Here is a 20,081-nt window from a genome sequence, read left to right as displayed (position 1 = left end):
GATTATGATTTTACTTAAATTATATTTTCATTTGAAGGCCTATTTTTACTTATTTTTATACAAAATAATATATGGTAAATCATTTCAATTTGGGAAAAAAGTTACCTTTAGAAAAGGATTTACACTCATAATAGAAGGTAAAGAAGCACAAGTCAGTATTTCAGATGGTGTTTTTTTTAATAACTATTGCTCTGTTTGCTCTATGAACAAAATAGAAATAGGAAAGAATACGATTTTTGGAGAAAATGTGAAAATTTATGATCATAACCATAATTATAAAAACCCTTCTGCTCTTATCAAAGAACAAGGCTTTAATTCAAAACCAATTATAATTGGAGAAAACTGTTGGATAGGCTCCAATGTTGTGATTCTAAAAGGTGTTAAAATTGGAGATAATTCTGTTATAGGAGCCGGTTGTGTGATTTTTAAAGATGTTGAGTCGGGTTCTGTTATTGTTAATCAGCAAAGCCTTATCAATATTTAGATTTTGAGAGAACTTATAAATCAATTAAAATTTTTAAAAAATGATTTTAACACATTTGAATAAAAAACTTTTTTTCTTTATTGTCTTTTTTTTGATGTTTGTTACTGTCAAAAGTCAAAGAATCAAAGATTCGGTAAAAGTAGAAGTTGATTTTAGTAAAAAAATTTCTAATGTAAAATCTATGTCTGGCTTTTTACATTACGAGAATATTAGACTTCTTGAAAAAAATATAAAAGAACTCCAACCAAAATATTGGCGAATTGGCTGGTCTTGCAAATCCCCAGATGACATAACATATGTACGGAGTTTTGGTATAACTCCTATCTTGGTAATATCTGATTTGTATGGTTATCCCGGAATAAAAAATAATAAAAATTGGCCGCATCCTTTATATACTGACAAGTTAAAAACAGTAATAACTACAGAATATCAAAAATTTAAAAACACCGTGATTTATGATATATGGAATGAGCCTTTTCATCAACCAACTGCTGGTGATTTTGATAAAGAAGAGTTTTATCAAATATTTAAAAAAGCACATGATATCATAAGATCTTTTCCAGGCGGAGATAAAGCAATGATCACTGGTCCCTCTCTTGATAATTATAACGAAAAAGAAATAGATGATTTTCTTAATTTTTGTAACTCAAATGACGTAAGAGTAGATGTATTAAGCTGGCATGAGTTTAGGGATCAAGAAGGCTTGAAAGATTTCAGTAAGGATATGATAAAGTTACGAACCAAAATCCTTCCAAAATATCCAAAAGTTGGTGTGAAAAAAATTGTTTTGACTGAAATACTTAACCAATACTCCATGTTATCTGCATCAGAAGCTTTAAATAATTTTAAATCTTTTGAAAATAATGGTATTGATGGTACCTGCAAAACTTGTTGGGCAGAAAGTGATGGCGTTTTCAACTGTAATAATTCGATGAATGGACTGTTGGATAAAAACGGAAACACAAGAGCGATATATTGGGCTTATGAAATCTACAATCAGAGTACAAAAAATAACAGAGTAAAAGATTGGACTAATTATGATAAGGCATCCGTATTTGCTTCCTATGATAAAAAAGGCGGTTACATTATTGTAAATAATAATAGTGGAAATAAAGTAGTCAATACAGTTGTGAAAATCAAAAATTTGCAATCTGTATTCGGGACAACTAAAAAATTAGATTTAAAAATCTATGAGATTCCTAACACACGAGAAGAGCCATTGGAAAAAATGATTTTCAATAAAAGTCAGAAGATTAATATTGCTAAAAATACTACAGAAATCATTTTACCGGCAATAAGCCCTAAAACAATTTTTTACTTGTTATTATCCAAATAATTGTACCTTACAAATATTATTTATGTTTTCAGTTTGAAAAGAAAGACTAAAATAGTTCAATTTGTACAAGCCTTTGGAGAAGATGTTTACATTTATGTAAAAGATTTGTAATTTTGAAAATTACAATTATATTTTTTTTAAAAACAAAATTAAAAACACATTAATCTATAAAGAAAAATAAATTTTGAAATTAAACATTTTAAAATCAGATAATATTTCTAAAATGATTATTTTCGTGAATATTATTTAAAATATTATCAATGTTTTTCTTGGCCAGATAATGCATTATAGAGAGTGAAGAAGAAAATTTTACATATAGCGGAAGCTTTCAGTACCGGTATTTATACTTATTTACGCGATTTAACGTCTTATATGACCAATGTTCTCGGTGAAGAAAACTACGAGATTGTTATCGTATATAGCAAAAGAGATGTACTGGACGAGTCAAAGATCAAAGATGATTTTTCTGATAAAGTAAGATTTATCAAAGTTCAAATGGTACGTAATATAAACCCAAAGAATGATTTTGGATCATTACAAGAACTAAGAGAAATACTAAAAACAGAACGTCCGGATGTTGTTCATTTACATTCTTCTAAAGCTGGAGTTTTAGGCAGGATTGCTTGTTCTGGAATTATAAAAAGAGATAAAGTTTTTTATTCGCCGCATGGTTATGCTTTTTTAAGACAAGATATTTCGCCCACAACCCAAAAAGCCTTTCGTTTGATAGAGAAGTCTGTTCAATTTTTGTTCGGTGGGATTACCATTGCTTCCGGAGAAACCGAATTAGAATTCGCAAAAAAAATTGGAAAAACTTATTTTGTAAGAAACGGAATAGATTTTAAAAATCAAAAATATACACAAAGTTCAAAAGAAAATCAAAAATTCACAGTAGGTACAATTGGAGTTTTGCATGCTCAAAAAAATCCTTCTGGTTTTAATGAAATAGCACTTAAAATGCCTGATGTAGATTTCGTTTGGATAGGAAACGGAGAATTGGCAAATCAAATTACTGCACCCAATGTTACTATTACAGGTTGGGTAAGTACACGAGAAGAATTATTATCTCGTACTTCTGCTTTCGATGTTTATATGCAGGTCTCATTATGGGAAGGGCTTTCTATTGCGATTTTGGAAGCCATGGCATTAGGGAAACCTATTGTTGCCAGTAATATTGTAGGTAATAAGGATTCCGTAGAAGATGGAAAGACTGGATTTTTGATTAATACAACAGATGATGCTGTTTTAGCTATTAAAAAGTTACAAGACAAATCTCTTAGAGCTACTATCGGCAAAGCATCTTATCAGCGTTGCAAAACACTTTTTGATAAAGACAAAAATTTTGAAGAACTAATTAAGATCTACGAATCTTAAAAATAGCAACAGCGTAAAATACATTGTTGATAGAAAAATATTTTATTATTTATGAACTATTTCATTTTTGGAGGATCAGGATTTATAGGTACACACCTTGTGAATTTGCTCCATGAAAAATATCCTCAATCTCTTATTTATAATTTAGATATTGTAGAAAGTGATCATTCTGGAAAATCTAAATTCATACATTGCGATGTAAGACTAGAAATAAATATAAATGTGCCTGTCTCAGAGCAAGACATTGTTTTCAATTTTTCTGCAGTTCATACCACTCCGGGACACCCAGACCACGAATATTTTGAAACCAATATAAAAGGTGCAGAAAATGTAACTGTATTTGCTGAAAAATACAATATTAAAAAGTTACTTTTTACTTCTTCTATCGCACCTTATGGAGCATCCGAAGAAATGAAAACAGAAATGACTCTCCCAATGCCTAATACGCCGTATGGTATTTCTAAATTGGTTGCCGAAAAGATACACATGGTCTGGCAAGCAAAAAAAGAAATAGAGAGGCAATTGACGATTGTAAGACCAGGAGTTGTTTTTGGAAAAGGAGAGAATGGAAATTTTACCAGATTATATTGGGGGATCAAAAAAAATAGATTTTTTTATCCAGGTAGGAAAGATACCATAAAGGCTAGTATCTATGTCAAAGAATTGGTGAGTTTCATGCTTTATAGAATCGAGATGGATAAAACCGATGTCGAGATCTACAATTGTACCTATGAGCCGGCATTTTCTATAGAAGAAATTTCTAATGCCATGATGAAGGCTACCGATATGCAGAGAACTATTTATAAAATTCCTGGTGGGATCTTGAAATTGGCTGCAGGAATTATTGGCGCATTAGGTGGAAAATCATTTGGGATACATCCTGATAGAGTGAAAAAATTGATGATATCAACTAATATCAGCGGGAAAAAGTTAAAAGAAAGTAGTTATAAATTTCAATATACCTTTGATGAAGCTTTAAAGGATTGGTACAAAGACAATGATAATTTATATTTAAAATAATCAGGGCGCTGAGCTTTCCAAAAATAAAAACTTCAGCCGATTCTTTAAAAATTTTTATAAACGCTCAATCGAGTAAGATTATTATTTTGAATTTAATTTATTTCCTTATTTTCTATTGATAAATTAGTTAATAATAGTTAAAATTTATACTTTTGTATATATTAAAACTTGATCTATGAAAACGCAACGTGTCGGGATTACTTTTTCCTCTTTTGATTTATTGCATGCAGGGCATATAAAAATGCTTGAAGAAGCTAAAACTGTTTGTGATTATTTAATAGTTGGATTACAATTAGATCCTACTTTGGATCGTCCAAATAAAAATAAACCTTCCCAATCTATTGTTGAACGTTATATTCAGCTAAAGGCCTGTAAAGATGTAGATGAGATCATTCCTTATAATACAGAAGAAGACCTTATGGATATCTTGCAGTCTTTTGTTATAGATGTACGTATTATTGGCAGTGATTACAAAGACAAGAATTTTACAGGAAAAGACTATTGCGATGAAAAGGGAATAGAAATATTCTACAACAAAAGAGATCATAGATTTTCTAGTTCAGCACTGAAAAAAGCAGTTTTTGAGCAGGAACTTAAAAAAATAGATTCTACACTCTAGTAAAACAATGTATGAAGATAAAAAACACACCTCTTAAAGATTGCTATATCATTGAACCAACAATTTTTGAAGATGATAGAGGATATTTTTTCGAAAAATATAATGAAGAGAAATTTGAAAAGCTAACGGGGCAAAATGGTCATTTTGTCCAGGATAATATTTCTAAATCGTCCTATGGCGTTCTACGTGGAATTCATTTGCAGAAAGGAGAACATGCACAAGCTAAATTGGTTTCTTGCCTGGAAGGTAAAGTTTATGATGTGGCTGTGGATCTAAGAGAAGATTCCCCAACTTTCGGGCAATGGTTCGGAGTGGAACTAACGCCTGAAAATAAATTACAATTATATGTGCCAAGAGGTTTTGGGCACGGTTTTTCTGTTTTAAGTGAGACTGCTGTTTTTGCATATAAATGTGATAATTTTTACAACAAAAACTCCGAAGGTGGCGTTTTATGGAATGATGAGAAACTCAAAATAGATTGGCAACTTCCTTCAGAGGATATTATATTGTCTGATAAGGATGCTGTTCTTTCCACGTTTGACGACCATAATTTTTAAAATTTGTTTAATTTTTTATCTTCTTTGTAAAATATTCCCCATTTATAAAATATTGTTATATTTGAATTATACATTGTTTAGTTGGGCAAGTATTTTAATCCAATAAAGAAAATTAAAATATATAAGACTGTATTTTAGATTATGCCTCTTTTTTTCCTAAGAAAATTAACTCGATTTCTAGTACTAGGAGATTATATTATTATTAATCTTTTCTTTCTGCTGGGTATTAATTTTTTTATAACACAGCCAGAAAGTATCCAAATAGGTACAGATTATAAAACACAATTGTTGATTCTTAACTTTTCGTGGTACATTATTTCCAAATTGGTAAAGCTTTACAAAGATTCCTATTATAGAGATTCGGCAAAGCATTTTAGTACTTTGTCAAAAGCCCTTATCATCTTTATTATATTCTTTCTTCTTTATATTACCCTGATTTATTCAGAATCTGTAAGTATTTGGTTTTCTATAAATTATCTGGCGTTAGTGATTTCATCTATGGTATTGTCCAGGATCATCATTTTCTTGATCAGAAAGCGATATAGGATCAAGATCAATAGAAGAATTAATACTGTAAACACAATTCTGATAGGTAAGAATAATTTTTCCGAAACGATTCTTTCTAATGAAGATATTAGGTCTACCATGGGGATCAGAGGTTTTTATACTTTGGAAAATACTGTCAAGAAAGGAAAAAATCTGGGAGATGTCAACACGCTTTTCGAAGATCTGGAAACAGGCAAAATAGATAACATTATCCTTTGTGATAATTCTATAGATCCAGAACTCTTTGATAATATAGTTCAGATATCTGAGCATAAAATGATAAGGGTCTACATGGTTCCTGACTTTAAATATATCAATATAGGGCCACATTCATTTAGTATGATAAATGGTGTACCTTTCCTCAAATTGATGCCGGAGCCATTATCTACCCAAGAGAACCAATTATTAAAAAGAACTTTCGATGTTGTTTTTTCTTTCCTGGTCTTTATTTTTATATTGATATGGCTTATACCGCTAATTGCAGTTATTATTAAATTAGAAAGCAAAGGCCCGGTATTTTTCCTACAAAAAAGATCTGGAATTAAAAATGAACCATTCAGTTGTATAAAGTTCAGAAGTATGGCTGTCAATTCAATAGCCGATCATCAAAGTGCAAAAAAAGGTGATAGTAGAATTACAAAATTCGGAGCATTTATGAGAAAAACGAGTATTGATGAATTGCCACAGTTTATCAATGTTCTTTTAGGACAAATGTCTGTTGTTGGCCCCAGACCTCATATGCTTTCTCAAACAGAGCAATATTCTAAGATCACTAGGAAATATATGCTTAGGCATATGATAAAACCAGGAATTACTGGTTGGGCACAAGTAATGGGCTCGAGAGGAGAGATTTTTTCTGATGCCGATATGGAGAAAAGAGTAAGCAAGGATATTTGGTATATCCAGAATTGGTCTTTTTTCCTGGATCTGAAAATTATTTTCCTTACGTTCTACAATATTGTGAAAGGAGACGAACAAGCGTACTAAAAAACAATTTGTTTTTAAACAATCTAAATAGAAAGAACCAATTTTGGTTCTTTTTTTTATTGCTAAATTTGCAGTCTCAAAATTTTACGAATGCGCACTAAATCAACTGGTAAGAAAAAAATAAATATTGTAACCCTTGGATGTTCCAAAAATGTCTATGACTCAGAAGTTTTGATGGGGCAGCTGGAAGCTAATGGGAAAAAAGTGGTGCACGAGGAAAAAGGCGATGTTGTGGTAATCAATACTTGTGGATTTATTGATAATGCAAAAGAAGAAAGCATCAACACGATCCTCGAGTATGTAGATCTTAAAAACCAGGGAATTGTTGAGAAAGTTTTCGTGACAGGCTGTCTTTCTGAAAGATATAAACCGGATTTGATGAAAGAAATTCCAGATGTCGACCAATATTTTGGAACCAGAGACCTTCCTATTCTATTGAAACACCTTGGCGCAGATTATAAGCACGAATTGGTTGGAGAAAGATTAACAACTACTCCAAAGCATTATGCTTATCTTAAAATTTCTGAAGGTTGCGACAGACCTTGCTCTTTCTGTGCAATTCCATTGATGAGAGGAAATCATATTTCTACTCCAATAGAAAAATTAGTGATAGAGACGCAAAAACTGGCTAAAAAGGGAGTGAAGGAATTGATTCTTATTGCTCAAGATTTAACCTTTTACGGACTTGATATTTATAAGAAAAGAGCGCTTGGAGAATTGCTTCAAGAATTAATAAAAGTAGAAGGAATAGAATGGATCAGGCTTCATTACGCTTTCCCGACAGGTTTTCCTGAGGATGTTCTGGATATTATCAGAACAGAACCAAAGATATGTAACTATATTGATATCCCTTTGCAGCACATCAATACAGAATTGTTGAAGGCTATGAAACGAGGGACAACATTCGAAAAAACAAATACACTTCTTGACAAATTCCGTGAAAAGGTTCCGGATATGGCTATCAGAACAACTTTAATTGTTGGATTTCCTGGCGAAACAGAGGAGAGGTTCGAAGAATTGAAACAGTGGGTTAGAGACCAGAGATTCGACCGTTTGGGGTGTTTTACTTACTCTCATGAGGAAAATACGACTGCTTATGTTTTGGAAGATAACATTTCGGATGATGTGAAGCAGAAGAGAGTAGAGGAGATCATGGAGATCCAGCAACAAATCTCTTGGGAGAAAAATCAAGAGAAGGTAGGAAAGACCTTCAAATGTATTTTTGACAGGAAAGAAGGTGATTATTTCGTAGGAAGGACAGAGTATGACTCGCCAGATGTTGATAATACGGTTTTGGTTCCTGCAAAAGATGTTTACATCTCTATCGGGGAATTTGCAAACGTGAAGATTACCTCTGCAGAAGACTATGATCTGATAGGAGAGTTGGTATAGTCCAATTTTAAAAAATAATTAAGCCTTCAAAAACTGAAGGCTTTTTTTGTTTCTGTTAAAATTTTAATCAATTTTATTTAAAGTGTTGATATTTAGTATCTTAAATTATTGTTACCACTTTGTATCATGGTTTTATTTAAAATATTGTGAATTTTATATTAATGCAAGTTATTTATGATTTAAAATTTTATTATTATAGTTTTAGTTTAAATTATTTTAGCTAAAAAGCTCTATAAATTGTTTAATGATTAAAATTTTTTTTATTTATAAACAATTGGTTTTAATGTAAAATATTGATTATTAGTTGATTGATAGTTTTCCCTTTTTTTAATTAGCTTTATTTAATTAACAAGGTTTACATTAAATTAACATTTTTTAACAAATCCTGTAATTTGCTTATAGTAGGTGGTTGTAGAGGATTGTTATTTCAGTTTTATCATAAACGAACCTCGATTTCGAGAAAAGTGAGGTTCGAAAAGCCATTCCCAGTATCTTTGCGAAGTCAAAACCCAATAAATATTCAAAATGATAAAAAGAATCTTTCTTGTAGTCATAATGATGATTTCAACACTTGGTATTTACTCTTTCAAGAGTTATGCCACAGATGCCAAAACAAGTTTTGCATCGTACTACCACGATAAGTTTAATGGTAGAAAAACAGCGAGCGGAGAAATTTTCAGTAACAAAGAGTTAACCGCTGCCAACAAAACCCTTCCTTTTGGAACAGAAGTAAAGATTACTAATTTGATTTCAGGGAAAAGTGTTGTAGTGAAGGTAAATGACAGAGGTCCTTATCATTCTTCAAGAGCCTTTGATCTATCTAAAGCTGCATTTAGTTCAATAGCAGATACCAGAAAGGGTACAATCGCAATTGAATACGAAATTATCGACTAAGTTCAACTTATTTTAAAGTTAAAGCCAATCAAATTTTGATTGGCTTTTTTTGTTTATTCTATCAGTGTTATTACTCTGTGATCAATGTTTTCTCCAGAGAGGACATTTTGCTTAATAATTCCTTTTTCAATAAGAAGAATTTTCTTCCAATGTAAAAATAAAAAATCAAATAAAAAACCGCTCAGAAAAATCTGAACGGTTTATTTTTATAATTTGCCTCGGTCGCTGACCGTTACATCATTCCTGGCATTCCGCCGCCCATTGGCATTGCGGGTTCGTCTTTTTTAACTTCAGTAATTACACATTCGGTTGTAAGAAGCATTCCTGAAACAGAAGCCGCATTTTCCAGGGCAACCCTTGTAACTTTAGTTGGGTCGATGATCCCTGCTTCAAGCATGTTCACATATTCGTCAGTTTTTGCATTATAACCGAAGTCTCCAGTTCCTTCTGCTACTTTTGCAACGATTACAGAGCCCTCGCCACCAGCATTGGCAACAATTTGTCTCAAAGGCTCCTCTATGGCTCTTTTAACGATTTTGATACCAGTTGTTTCGTCAGCATTATCACCTTCGAAGTTAAGGGCAGAAACCGCTCTTACCAAAGCAACACCACCACCAGCAACAATACCTTCTTCAACTGCAGCTCTTGTTGCGTGAAGTGCATCGTCCACTCTGTCTTTTTTCTCTTTCATTTCTACTTCAGAAGCAGCACCTACGTAAAGTACAGCAACACCACCAGCTAATTTAGCCAGTCTTTCCTGGAGTTTTTCTTTGTCATAATCAGAAGTTGTAGTTTCCATCTGAGCTTTGATCTGAGAAACTCTTCCTTTGATCTGAGCTTCATCACCACCACCATTTACGATAGTTGTATTGTCTTTGTCGATCACTACTTTTTCAGCAGTTCCCAACATCTCGATTGTAATGTTCTCCATTGTGAAACCTCTTTCCTCAGAGATCACAGTACCACCGGTAAGGATTGCGATGTCTTCCAACATTGCTTTTCTTCTGTCACCAAATCCTGGCGCTTTCACAGCAGCAATTTTAAGGGAACCTCTCAATTTATTCACTACCAAAGTTGCCAAAGCTTCACCTTCAACTTCTTCAGAGATGATCAATAATGATTTTCCTCCTTGTGCAACCGGCTCAAGAACTGGCAATAATTCTTTCATGGAAGAGATTTTTTTCTCAACCAAAAGAATGTAAGGATTGTCCAACTCAGCAACCATCTTTTCAGGATTGGTGACGAAATATGGAGATTGGAAACCTCTGTCAAACTGCATCCCTTCTACAACATCTACAGTTGTATCGATACCTTTTGCTTCTTCTACAGTGATTACACCTTCTTTACCAACTTTTCCGAAAGCTTCAGCGATTAGAGAACCGATTGTTTCATCATTATTTGCAGAAACAGAGGCAACCTGCTTGATCTTCTCAGTAGAATCTCCAACAGCTTGAGACTGGGATTTTAGATTTTCAACAACAGCAGTTACCGCTTTGTCGATACCTCTTTTCAAGTCCATTGGGTTGGCGCCTGCTGCTACGTTTTTAAGACCTTCTCTTACGATAGCCTGAGCCAAAACTGTAGCGGTAGTTGTACCATCTCCAGCGATGTCATTGGTCTTAGAAGCTACTTCTTTCACCATTTGAGCACCCATATTTTCTACTCTGTCTTCCAGTTCGATTTCTTTTGCAACAGAAACACCATCTTTAGTTACGTGAGGAGCACCGAAAGATTTTTCGATGACAACGTTTCTACCTTTTGGTCCCAAAGTTACTTTTACTGCATTAGCCAATGCGTCAACCCCTCTTTTAAGAGCGTCTCTTGATTCGATATCGAATTTTATTTCTTTTGCCATAATTCTTATTGTATTAATGTACAATGTAATATGTACAATGTTTTTTTTAAATTTCTATTTAATAAAAAGCCGTTAATACTTTTTACATTTTACTTTTTACAAATTATTACCCGATGATGCCTAAAAGGTCTCCCTCTTTTACAATTAAATAATCTTTGCCTTCAAATTTTAATTCGGTTCCGGAATATTTTCCATAGAGAACTTTGTCACCCACTTTTACAGTTGTAGGTTCATCTTTTTTTCCAGGACCAACTGCTACGACAGTTCCTTCTTGTGGTTTTTCCTTTGCGGTGTCCGGGATGATAAGTCCTGATGCTGTTTTAGTTTCAGCTGGAGTTGGTTCTACCAAAACTCTGTCTGATAATGGTTTAAAATTTACTGACATATTATTATAAATTTTTAAATGTTATTCTGCCTCAGAATTCTCCAAGATTGTGCCAACGCGTTTGATGGTAAATAGTCCATAGCTGATGGTTAAATTTGGCAGACTTTTATTTGTGGAGTGAAATTTTGGCAGAAAAAGTTGACCGAATGGTAGATTTCGTTGGAAAGAATTTTATTCGATCGTCATTCTTTTTCCGTTTGCATTGATCTCCTGCTTCAAAACTTTTCTTGTAGCCGAATCAATATAATATGTGCTCTCAGACTTTCTATCCTGGATATCATCCGTTATTTTTACGATCCAAACTTTCTTTCCATTGTATTCTCCTTTTTCTACCTTTTCTATGTAGGCTTTAATGACACCTTTTTTCGCTGTTGGATTATAGTCGAAAATTGATATTTCAGTTGTGTAGCTTTCTTTGAAAGGCAAAAATCTAATTAATGCGGGATAACTGTTGCTGTCAAAATATGATGAAGTTGTGATTTCATTAATGATATCTTTTTTCTGAGTTTTTTTATCAAGATAATAGCCGATCACTTTGTTTTTGGTAAATCTCAGCGACATATCTCTCATAGAATTAAATGACGAATGATAAATCGGCTGGAAATCTGAAATCTTGATAATGGTTGAGTCTACCCAAGCTTCAGAAACTTGTTTCATTTTGACGGTTGTTTTTATAAGAAGGTCTTTTTTATTTAATTTCTTAAACTCAGTTATTACTTTGCCGATTTCTATTTTTGAACCAGCATTTTCGATGGACCAGCTTACTTCGGAAGACTCATTTTGAATGTATTTTGAATCAAGCCTGATATTGGATGGCGAAAGGATATTCTGTGCAGAAAAAAAACTGGCACTGCCAATTATTAAAAGGAAAAGAAATGTTTTCATATTTTTTAATAATAAGTAGTGCCGGATATGATATAGTTACAACAAACTGAAATTACTGTAATCTAATTTTCGAACCAAAGATTTTCACCTTTCAGAACCAAAGGCGTCTCGAAATTATTGGTGAATAACCCACCAGTTCCCAAGCCTTGTGGCATCGGGTTTTGCTTGAGGTAAGTATATTGAGCAATTGCACTCAGACCGATATTGCTTTCCAGTGCAGAAGTAATCCACCAGCCAATATTATTTTTTTCGGCTAAAGCAATCCATTCATCTGAACCGGAAAATCCACCAATCAAACTTGGTTTTAAAATAATATATTGTGGATTGATTTCTTTGAGAAGTTCTTTTTTTGATTCGATATTCAAAACACCTATTAATTCTTCATCCAGGGCGATCGGAGTTGGTGTGTTTTCGCAAAGTTCTGCCATTGTTTTCCAGTTTCCTGCTTGTATTGGTTGTTCTATTGAATGAATCTCCAAATCTGCCAATTCTTGCAAGACAATTTTAGCCTTCTCCGGAGAAAAAGCACCGTTTGCATCTACACGGAGCTCGATTTTATCTTTCGGGAATTTCTTTCTGATGGATTTTAATATTTCTTTTTCAGAATCCCAATCAGTTCCGATTTTTAGTTTGATGCAAGTGAAATTGTTGTTTAATTTTTCCTCTATTTGAGATTGCATATAATCCGCATCTCCCATCCAGATCAATCCATTGATTTTAATCGAATTTTTTCCTTCTGTAAAATCACTTGGAAAATAGAGATCTCCCTGATGTTCTAAATTAAGCAAAGCTTGCTCTATACCAAAAATAATAGAAGGATGATTGACGAGTTCTTCCTGTAATTCACCCAATGTCAAATTGATATTACGACAAGCCCAGTCCAAGGCATCTTCATAATCATCATCGTCATCAAAACTCAATCCTCGGAAAAGGGAGCATTCTCCAATTCCTTTTTTGTCATCTTCGAAGATTTCGATAAAGTAAGTTTCTTTGGTGTTGAGAACGCCTCGCGAAGTTCCGCCAGGACGTTTGAAATTCAGAATATATTGATGGAATTTTGCGGTCTTCATTCTGCAAAAATAAGAAAAGACCGATAAAATCGGCCTTTGGTATTGTTTAAATAATTTTTAATCTTAGTTTTTATCTACAGCTTTTGCCATGAATTCTTCTGCTTTTGTCACCATTGCAGCACTTCCACAGAAAAAAGGGATGCGTTGATGCAATTCTGTCGGCTCAATTTCCATGATCCTTTTGAATCCATCACTGCATTTTCCACCTGCTTGCTCCGTCAAAAATGCCATAGGATTAGCTTCATATAGCAATCTTAGTTTTCCTTTCGGAGATTGTGAAGTTGATGGATAAATATAAATTCCACCCTTCAGCATATTTCTATGGAAATCAGAAACCAAAGAACCTATGTATCTTGAAGTATAAGGTCTGTCGTCTTCTTCTTCCTGACAATATTTGATATAATCTTTCACACCTTGTGGGAACTTCGCATAATTTCCTTCGTTTATAGAATAGATTTTACCGGAAGTTGGGAACTTGATGTCCTTATGAGAAAGATAATAGGTACCGATAGAGGGATCCAGCGTAAATCCATTTACGCCATTTCCGGTTGTGTAAACGATCATTGTAGAAGATCCGTAAACCACATAGCCAGCAGCTACCTGATTCACTCCTTTCTGTAAAAAATCCCTAAGCTCTACAGGACTTCCTGGATCAGAAACTCTCCTGTAGATAGAGAAAATGGTTCCCACGGAAACGTTCACATCTATATTGGAAGAACCATCCAAAGGATCGATCAAAACCACATATTTACTAAGGTGTGCGTTTTCTGTACATTTGACCTCGATGAAATCATCATTTTCTTCGGACGCAATTCCGCAAACCACTTCTCTTTGTGATAATGCTGCGATGAAGATATCGTTGGCTAGAACATCCAGTTTTTGTTGTTCCTCTCCCTGTATATTTTCCGTACCCACTTTTCCAATAATGTCGGCAATTCCAGCTTTGTTGACTTCACGATTTACAATTTTTGTGGCAATCCTTATAGAGCTGATGAGACGGGAAAGTTCTCCGGTAGAATACTTGAAATCATCTTGCTTTTCAATAATGAATTCCCCTAAAGTCTGTAAAGCCTGTTGTGACATATTTGGTTGATTTGATTTTTTACAAAACTAAATTTTTTTTCAATCAAATGAAACAAAATTTATCGATTTTTGATGATACTTATCATAAATTTATTAATATGGTTTCATTATCTCATTTGGAAACATTAGAAAAAATGTTGCTGATTTTTATATTCCGTTCATAATTAATATTTTTGAAAGTTAATAATCAATTAACGACTCTTTGATTTCTAATAAAAAAGTTAACGGTAAAAAATCTAATGAAAATTTACAAATTTGGTGGTGCATCTGTAAAAGATGCTGAAGGTGTGAAAAATGTGGCCTTGGTTCTGGAAACACAAGGGTTTGAAAAATGTCTATTGGTAGTTTCTGCAATGGGAAAAACTACAAATGCTTTGGAAAAAGTGGTAGAATATTATTTCAAGAAACAGGATTATCAACAAGAAATTGAATTGATAAAGAAAAATCACATCGATATTGCCAAAGGTCTATTTTCAGAAGGTCATCCTGTTTTTGGAGAGATATCATTATTTTTTGATGATATCGATTCTTTTCTGAGAAGGAACAAATCACCTAATTATAATTTTGTTTACGATCAAGTTGTAAGTTGTGGGGAAATGATCTCCTCTAAGATTTTGAGCGAGTATCTTAATGATATTCAGTTTTTCAATCATTGGTTGGATGCTAGGGATTATATTAAAACGGATAGCAATTACAGAGAAGGAATCGTAAACTGGCAGGAAACAGAACAGAATATTTCTAAATTAGATAAGATCAATTGTTACGTTACTCAGGGCTTTATTGGTTCAGAAAGCAATAATTTCACTGTGACATTAGGGCGTGAGGGTTCAGATTATACGGCTGCGATCTTCGCTTATTGTCTTAACGCAGACGAAATGACGATATGGAAAGATGTTCCCGGAGTCATGACGGGAGACCCCAGGAAATTCGAAAATGTGGAATTGTTATCCTTTATTTCTTACGAAGAAGCTATTGAGATGGCGTATTATGGAGCATCTGTAATTCACCCGAAAACACTTCAGCCACTTAAACAGAAAAATATTCCGTTCTTTGTGAAATCCTTTGTAGAGCCTAAAGAACCTGGTACTAAAGTCGGAAATTCTACAGAAAATGAATTGGTGGAAAGTTATATTCTAAAAGAAAATCAAACATTACTAAATGTCGAAACAAGAGATTTCTCGTTCATAGCAGAGGATCACATCAGTCTGATCTTTACACTTTTGGCGAAATATAAGATCAAAGTTTCCTTGATGCAGAATTCTGCGATTTCATTGGCTTTGTGCTTAGAGGATAAATTCGGGACAGCTAATGATTTTAATGAAGAATTACAACAGAATTTCATCACGCAAATGACAAAAAATGTATCTTTATTCACCGTCAGAAATGCGGAATTGGATAAGTTGGACCAGTTTTACAAAGACAAAAAAGTATTGCTGGAACAGATATCCAAGAAAACCTTCCAGATGGTAACCATGTAAAAACACTATGAGCTTAATATCCAAAGAAGACTTGATAAAAGCTGCCGGACTTGATAAGATTGGTTTTCTCAAGAGACCGGTTGCTTCCGCTATCATGAATCTCACAAAAATAAATGAGGTCAATAATCTATACAATAAACTGATTCATACAAAAGGTGTAGAATTTTTTGATGAATTTATAAGAGAACAGGAACTCAGTTATATCGTTTTCGAAGAAGATCTTGCAAAAGTGCCAAAAACAGGTCCGTTTATCATTGTGTCCAATCATCCCCTGGGAGCATTGGATGGAATCTTGATGTGCAAGATCCTGTTACGCGTCCGGCCGGATTTCAAAGTGATGGGTAATTTTCTTCTTTCGAAGATAAAACCGATGGAACCTTTTGTAATTTCTGTCAATCCTTTCGAAGGTAGAAAAGATGCTTACAATAGCTCTTCCGGGATGAGAGAGACCTTCAAGCATCTTTCTGAAGGAGGATGTATTGGGATCTTTCCTGCTGGCGAAGTATCCAATAAAAACAATGAATATGGTGAGGTGCTTGACAGACCTTGGGGGAAAACAGCGCTCAAGATCATTAAAAAAGCAAAAGTCCCTGTAGTTCCGATGTATTTTCATGCAACAAATAGCAAGGTCTTTTATAATGTTTCCAAGCTTCATCCTGATTTGCAAACACTTATGCTGCCTACAGAAATGATGCGAAAAAGAGACAAGCCGATCCGGATCAGAATTGGAAAACCTATTTCTGTAAAACAGATGGAAGAGGAGGAAACTCTCGAAGAATTAGGGGAATATCTCTACAATAAGGTTTATATGCTGAAGTCTTACTATGAGAAAAGGAAAAGCATTACGGAGAAGTTGAAGCTTCCTAACATGTCGCTTAAACTTCCGCTTCAAAAGCAAAATAATATTGTACAGAATATTATTGATGAAACGCCGGTTGAAGATATCATTAAAGAGATCCATATACTCAAAGAGACGGAAAATAAAAAGCTTTTTTCACACGGAGACTATGATGTGTTTTTTACCACCTCTGCAGAGATCCCATCTATAATGAGGGAAATCGGAAGACAAAGAGAATTAACTTTCAGGGCGATAGGAGAGGGGACAAATCTACCTTTTGATCTGGATGAATATGATAATCATTATCATCATCTTTTTCTCTGGGATAATGCTGGGAAAAAATTGGTAGGCGCATATAGAATGGCCCTAGGTTCCGAAGTGATGAAGAAATTCGGGATCGACGGATTTTACACCAGTTCACTTTTCGAATATGACCCGGAATTACAACCATTTTTCAGAAAAGTGATAGAAATGGGAAGAGCTTATATTTCAATCGAATATCAGCAAAAACCGTTTCCATTGTTCTTACTTTGGCGGGGAATTGTCCACGTTTGCCTAAGGAATCCGGAACACAAATTCTTGATGGGAGGTGTGAGTATCAGTAACAAATTCTCAGAGTTTTCAAAATCTTTGATGATAGAGTTCATGCGTTCCCATTATTATGATTCTGCCGTTGCACAATATATCCATCCGAAAAACGAATTTAAAGTTGTGATGAAAGAGCGTGATAAAGCTCTGTTTTTTGAAGATATGGACGCAGATCTAAATAAATTGGACAAGATCATAGACGACCTCGAGCCGGAGCTTAGATTGCCGGTTCTGATCAAAAAATATATCAAGCAAAATGCGAAAATGATCGCTTTCAATGTGGACCCTAACTTTAACGATGCGATCGATGGGTTGATGTATATCAGGATAAGTGATCTCCCGGAAGATACAATTAAGCCTGTTTTGGAGGAACTGAGTGATTTTTTCAAAGCTCAAACTGAAAAAAAATCTTCTGATAATCAATGATTTTTGTTAAAATAAGAGAAGTATTTTCAATATAATTTGCGTGGTAAGGATAAAGAGTATATTTTTGCACCACTCAAAACAACAAGAGTGCTGGTTTCTTAGCTCAGTTGGTAGAGCAACGGACTGAAAATCCGTGTGTCCCTGGTTCGATTCCTGGAGAAACCACTTGAAACCGCCTAGCTTAGGCGGTTTTTTTATGAAAATCTTAAAATTAGTATTGATCTAATTTGGATTATAAGAGTAAAGCGTGTATTTTTGCACCACTCAAAAACAACAAGAGCACTGGTTTCTTAGCTCAGTTGGTAGAGCAACGGACTGAAAATCCGTGTGTCCCTGGTTCGATTCCTGGAGAAACCACTTAAAATCACCTAATTAGGTGATTTTTTTGTTTTATCACAGTAGTTTCCTAAAGTTGAGAAGAAATCAACTATATAAAGGGTTTTTAATATATATGTGGGAAAGTCAAAACAAATAATCCTTCATTCTCGAAACAGCTATTTCGTTCTCATCAATGAACTGAAATAGCTGTTCAAGACGGTCTTCGAATTTACGACCGATATTTATCTTTTTATAGAAAGGCAACCCGATCGGAAGTTCTTTCGATTCAAAAAATTGCCAGATGTTGGAATAGATCATTACATATTCATTGTTCTTCAAACTTTCCAAAAGCATACTTTCGTAATACTTCATTGGTGTCACCTGAAGCACATAATCATTGAAGGGAAGTTGAGAATAGGGCGATTGGCTTTCCGGGACGATCGTCAAATCATTTTCGATATGGATTTCTGTTTTTGCAGTCAATTTTCGCCATAGAAAATTGATTCTCGATTCCTCGATATTGGAGACATAGTTGAAGTCTAGTTTCTTGATTTCCGAGTAAGGGATCTGATGATATTTCTGTCTCATCCCTCGTATCGGTTTTTGTAAAATATCTTCAATATTTTGCTTCACTTTTTCTATCGTTTCCACATCAGAATTCATATTGTAAAGTGCAATTTCATGACCTGCAAATGATATCTTTTTTATCGATTTTTTTAATTCTTCGGCGATAGAAATATCAATGAAAAATGTTGCATGAAATTCGTGGAGCTCTAATAAAAGTAAGGTAGAATTAATTTTTTCTTCGATAGAAGATATCAATTCAGATTCTGAAATATTTTTAGTTTCCAAAGTCTTGTTCTCTGATATTGATATGTTGAAAGTTAATAAAACCACTTAAATTATAATTGAGATAAATTTTTTAATCAATTAAAAACCAAATGTTAAAATTGATTTGATTAGAACCGATGATTTAAATTTTGTTATTTGTTAAGCTTTTTCTTAAGGTTATTTATCATATCTATCGACATGGATGAAATATCGAACTTATAATCCAATCCCCAATCTTGCTTAGCTGCAGAATCGTCTATACTTGCCGGCCAGGAATCTGCGATTGCCTGACGAAAATCCGGCTCGTATTTTATCTCAAAATCAGGTATCGTTTTTTTGATTTCAGAAGCCAATTCTTTTGGTGTAAAACTCATTCCTCCGAGGTTGTAGGAATAGCGGATTTTTACCTCTTCTTTTGGAGCTGTCATCAGTTTGATTGTAGCATCGATTGCATCGTCCATATACAACATTGGCATCGCAGTATTCTCACTGATGAAACTCGTGTATTTCCCATTTTCTACTGCCTCATAAAATATCTCGACAGCATAATCTGTAGTACCACCTCCAGCCGGAGCTTTCCAGGAAATGAGACCGGGATAACGGATACTTCTGATGTCAACGCCATACTTTTCGAAGTAATATTCGCACCATTTTTCACCTGCCATTTTGGAGATTCCGTAAACAGTTGTCGGGTTGAGAACAACTTCCTGCCCGACATTTTCTTTCGGAATTCCTTTCCCAAAAACGGCGATCGAACTTGGCCAGAATATTTTTTTTATCACACCTTCTTTTGCTAATTCGCAAAGATGGATCAATGGGTCAAGATTCAGTTTCCATGCAAAAAGCGGCTGTTTTTCCGAAGTTCCAGAAAGAAGCGACGCAAGATGATAAACTGTAGTGATGTTGTGCGCTTTGATAATTTCTGTAACAGCTTGGAAATTAGTCACATCAAGCCTTTCGTAATAACCGGCTTCTGTGATACCTTCCTTCCATTTGTCCAATCCGGAAGCTATAACGTTTTCCTTACCATAAATTTCTGATAATTTGGCAGTTAGTTCTGTTCCGATTTGTCCAAGCGCGCCTGTGATTAGAATTTTTTCTGTCATAGTTTCATT

General features: G+C 34.1%; 18 protein-coding genes and 2 tRNA genes. 13 read left to right on the top strand and 7 right to left on the bottom strand.

The window, feature by feature from the left end; translation table 11 throughout:
* The first annotated feature begins 4 nt into the window (after positions 1–4).
* The 9 genes from BLT30_RS08745 (at position 5) to BLT30_RS08705 (ending at position 9,209) form a co-directional block, all read left to right on the top strand.
* On the top strand, positions 5–484 hold the full coding sequence (locus BLT30_RS08745; protein WP_089873193.1) for an acyltransferase: 480 nt from the start codon (positions 5–7) through the stop codon (positions 482–484).
* A 40-nt stretch (positions 485–524) separates the two neighbouring features.
* Complete coding sequence (locus BLT30_RS08740; RefSeq protein WP_089873192.1) at positions 525–1,820, top strand: GH39 family glycosyl hydrolase; 1,296 nt, start codon at positions 525–527, stop codon at positions 1,818–1,820.
* A gap of 294 nt (positions 1,821–2,114) precedes the next feature.
* On the top strand, positions 2,115–3,194 hold the full coding sequence (locus BLT30_RS08735; protein WP_139166610.1) for a glycosyltransferase: 1,080 nt from the start codon (positions 2,115–2,117) through the stop codon (positions 3,192–3,194).
* Positions 3,195–3,245: 51 nt separating this feature from the next.
* Positions 3,246–4,214 (top strand): NAD-dependent epimerase/dehydratase family protein, encoded by a 969-nt coding sequence (locus BLT30_RS08730; protein ID WP_089873190.1) that lies wholly within the window; start codon positions 3,246–3,248, stop codon positions 4,212–4,214.
* Positions 4,215–4,389: 175 nt separating this feature from the next.
* A complete protein-coding gene (locus tag BLT30_RS08725) occupies positions 4,390–4,833 on the top strand; it encodes an adenylyltransferase/cytidyltransferase family protein (RefSeq protein WP_089873189.1) in 444 nt (147 codons plus the stop codon).
* 11 nt (positions 4,834–4,844) lie between these two features.
* On the top strand, positions 4,845–5,390 hold the full coding sequence (rfbC, locus tag BLT30_RS08720; RefSeq protein ID WP_089873188.1) for a dTDP-4-dehydrorhamnose 3,5-epimerase: 546 nt from the start codon (positions 4,845–4,847) through the stop codon (positions 5,388–5,390).
* Positions 5,391–5,531: 141 nt separating this feature from the next.
* Positions 5,532–6,923, top strand: coding sequence for an exopolysaccharide biosynthesis polyprenyl glycosylphosphotransferase (locus tag BLT30_RS08715; RefSeq protein WP_089873187.1), 1,392 nt, complete (start codon positions 5,532–5,534; stop codon positions 6,921–6,923).
* A gap of 90 nt (positions 6,924–7,013) precedes the next feature.
* The gene (rimO, locus tag BLT30_RS08710) at positions 7,014–8,315 is read left to right on the top strand and encodes a 30S ribosomal protein S12 methylthiotransferase RimO (protein WP_089873186.1); all 1,302 of its coding nucleotides are present in this window, start codon (positions 7,014–7,016) and stop codon (positions 8,313–8,315) included.
* Positions 8,316–8,840: 525 nt separating this feature from the next.
* Positions 8,841–9,209, top strand: coding sequence for a septal ring lytic transglycosylase RlpA family protein (locus BLT30_RS08705; protein ID WP_089873185.1), 369 nt, complete (start codon positions 8,841–8,843; stop codon positions 9,207–9,209).
* 232 nt (positions 9,210–9,441) lie between these two features.
* Here the strand turns inward: BLT30_RS08705 and groL are convergent, their stop codons facing one another.
* From groL to fbp, 5 genes are all read right to left on the bottom strand, one after another.
* Complete coding sequence (groL, locus tag BLT30_RS08700; protein WP_089873184.1) at positions 9,442–11,064, bottom strand: chaperonin GroEL; 1,623 nt, start codon at positions 11,062–11,064, stop codon at positions 9,442–9,444.
* 106 nt (positions 11,065–11,170) lie between these two features.
* The gene (locus BLT30_RS08695; protein ID WP_027385110.1) at positions 11,171–11,449 is read right to left on the bottom strand and encodes a co-chaperone GroES; all 279 of its coding nucleotides are present in this window, start codon (positions 11,447–11,449) and stop codon (positions 11,171–11,173) included.
* A gap of 171 nt (positions 11,450–11,620) precedes the next feature.
* On the bottom strand, positions 11,621–12,334 hold the full coding sequence (locus BLT30_RS08690) for a DUF3108 domain-containing protein (RefSeq protein ID WP_089873183.1): 714 nt from the start codon (positions 12,332–12,334) through the stop codon (positions 11,621–11,623).
* Between the two features lie 62 nt (positions 12,335–12,396).
* A complete protein-coding gene (locus tag BLT30_RS08685) occupies positions 12,397–13,404 on the bottom strand; it encodes an o-succinylbenzoate synthase (protein WP_089873182.1) in 1,008 nt (335 codons plus the stop codon).
* A 63-nt stretch (positions 13,405–13,467) separates the two neighbouring features.
* The gene (gene fbp, locus BLT30_RS08680; RefSeq protein WP_089873181.1) at positions 13,468–14,487 is read right to left on the bottom strand and encodes a class 1 fructose-bisphosphatase; all 1,020 of its coding nucleotides are present in this window, start codon (positions 14,485–14,487) and stop codon (positions 13,468–13,470) included.
* A 239-nt stretch (positions 14,488–14,726) separates the two neighbouring features.
* Here fbp and BLT30_RS08675 point away from each other — a divergent pair, with 239 nt between their 5' ends.
* The 4 genes from BLT30_RS08675 (at position 14,727) to BLT30_RS08660 (ending at position 18,174) form a co-directional block, all read left to right on the top strand.
* Positions 14,727–15,965, top strand: a complete 1,239-nt coding sequence (locus tag BLT30_RS08675) for an aspartate kinase (protein ID WP_089873180.1) — start codon at positions 14,727–14,729, stop codon at positions 15,963–15,965.
* A 7-nt stretch (positions 15,966–15,972) separates the two neighbouring features.
* Positions 15,973–17,817 carry a bifunctional lysophospholipid acyltransferase family protein/GNAT family N-acetyltransferase gene (locus BLT30_RS08670; protein ID WP_089873179.1) on the top strand — a complete coding sequence of 615 codons (1,845 nt, stop codon included), beginning with the start codon at positions 15,973–15,975 and terminating at the stop codon, positions 17,815–17,817.
* Between the two features lie 92 nt (positions 17,818–17,909).
* Positions 17,910–17,982 (top strand) — tRNA-Phe (locus tag BLT30_RS08665).
* 119 nt (positions 17,983–18,101) lie between these two features.
* Positions 18,102–18,174 (top strand) — tRNA-Phe (locus BLT30_RS08660).
* A gap of 105 nt (positions 18,175–18,279) precedes the next feature.
* Here BLT30_RS08660 and BLT30_RS08655 read toward each other — a convergent pair.
* Positions 18,280–19,032, bottom strand: coding sequence for a polysaccharide deacetylase family protein (locus BLT30_RS08655; RefSeq protein ID WP_089873178.1), 753 nt, complete (start codon positions 19,030–19,032; stop codon positions 18,280–18,282).
* An 86-nt stretch (positions 19,033–19,118) separates the two neighbouring features.
* On the bottom strand, positions 19,119–20,072 hold the full coding sequence (locus BLT30_RS08650) for an NAD-dependent epimerase/dehydratase family protein (RefSeq protein WP_089873177.1): 954 nt from the start codon (positions 20,070–20,072) through the stop codon (positions 19,119–19,121).
* Between the last annotated feature and the right edge of the window lie 9 nt (positions 20,073–20,081).

It is taken from the genome of Epilithonimonas hungarica (assembly GCF_900102265.1).
Lineage (GTDB): Bacteria > Bacteroidota > Bacteroidia > Flavobacteriales > Weeksellaceae > Epilithonimonas > Epilithonimonas hungarica.
This window is presented reverse-complemented; position numbering and strand designations above follow the sequence as displayed.

Bases quoted from the DNA above. Each gene is read 5' to 3' on its own strand.
- BLT30_RS08745 (WP_089873193.1), top strand. From the start codon at position 5: ATGATTTTACTTAAATTATATTTTCATTTGAAGGCCTATTTTTACTTA.
- BLT30_RS08740 (WP_089873192.1), top strand. From the start codon at position 525: ATGATTTTAACACATTTGAATAAAAAACTTTTTTTCTTTATTGTCTTT.
- BLT30_RS08730 (WP_089873190.1), top strand. From the start codon at position 3,246: ATGAACTATTTCATTTTTGGAGGATCAGGATTTATAGGTACACACCTT.
- BLT30_RS08725 (WP_089873189.1), top strand. From the start codon at position 4,390: ATGAAAACGCAACGTGTCGGGATTACTTTTTCCTCTTTTGATTTATTG.
- rfbC (WP_089873188.1), top strand. From the start codon at position 4,845: ATGAAGATAAAAAACACACCTCTTAAAGATTGCTATATCATTGAACCA.
- BLT30_RS08715 (WP_089873187.1), top strand. From the start codon at position 5,532: ATGCCTCTTTTTTTCCTAAGAAAATTAACTCGATTTCTAGTACTAGGA.
- rimO (WP_089873186.1), top strand. From the start codon at position 7,014: ATGCGCACTAAATCAACTGGTAAGAAAAAAATAAATATTGTAACCCTT.
- BLT30_RS08705 (WP_089873185.1), top strand. From the start codon at position 8,841: ATGATAAAAAGAATCTTTCTTGTAGTCATAATGATGATTTCAACACTT.
- groL (WP_089873184.1), bottom strand. From the start codon at position 11,064: ATGGCAAAAGAAATAAAATTCGATATCGAATCAAGAGACGCTCTTAAA.
- BLT30_RS08695 (WP_027385110.1), bottom strand. From the start codon at position 11,449: ATGTCAGTAAATTTTAAACCATTATCAGACAGAGTTTTGGTAGAACCA.
- BLT30_RS08690 (WP_089873183.1), bottom strand. From the start codon at position 12,334: ATGAAAACATTTCTTTTCCTTTTAATAATTGGCAGTGCCAGTTTTTTT.
- BLT30_RS08685 (WP_089873182.1), bottom strand. From the start codon at position 13,404: ATGAAGACCGCAAAATTCCATCAATATATTCTGAATTTCAAACGTCCT.
- fbp (WP_089873181.1), bottom strand. From the start codon at position 14,487: ATGTCACAACAGGCTTTACAGACTTTAGGGGAATTCATTATTGAAAAG.
- BLT30_RS08675 (WP_089873180.1), top strand. From the start codon at position 14,727: ATGAAAATTTACAAATTTGGTGGTGCATCTGTAAAAGATGCTGAAGGT.
- BLT30_RS08670 (WP_089873179.1), top strand. From the start codon at position 15,973: ATGAGCTTAATATCCAAAGAAGACTTGATAAAAGCTGCCGGACTTGAT.
- BLT30_RS08650 (WP_089873177.1), bottom strand. From the start codon at position 20,072: ATGACAGAAAAAATTCTAATCACAGGCGCGCTTGGACAAATCGGAACA.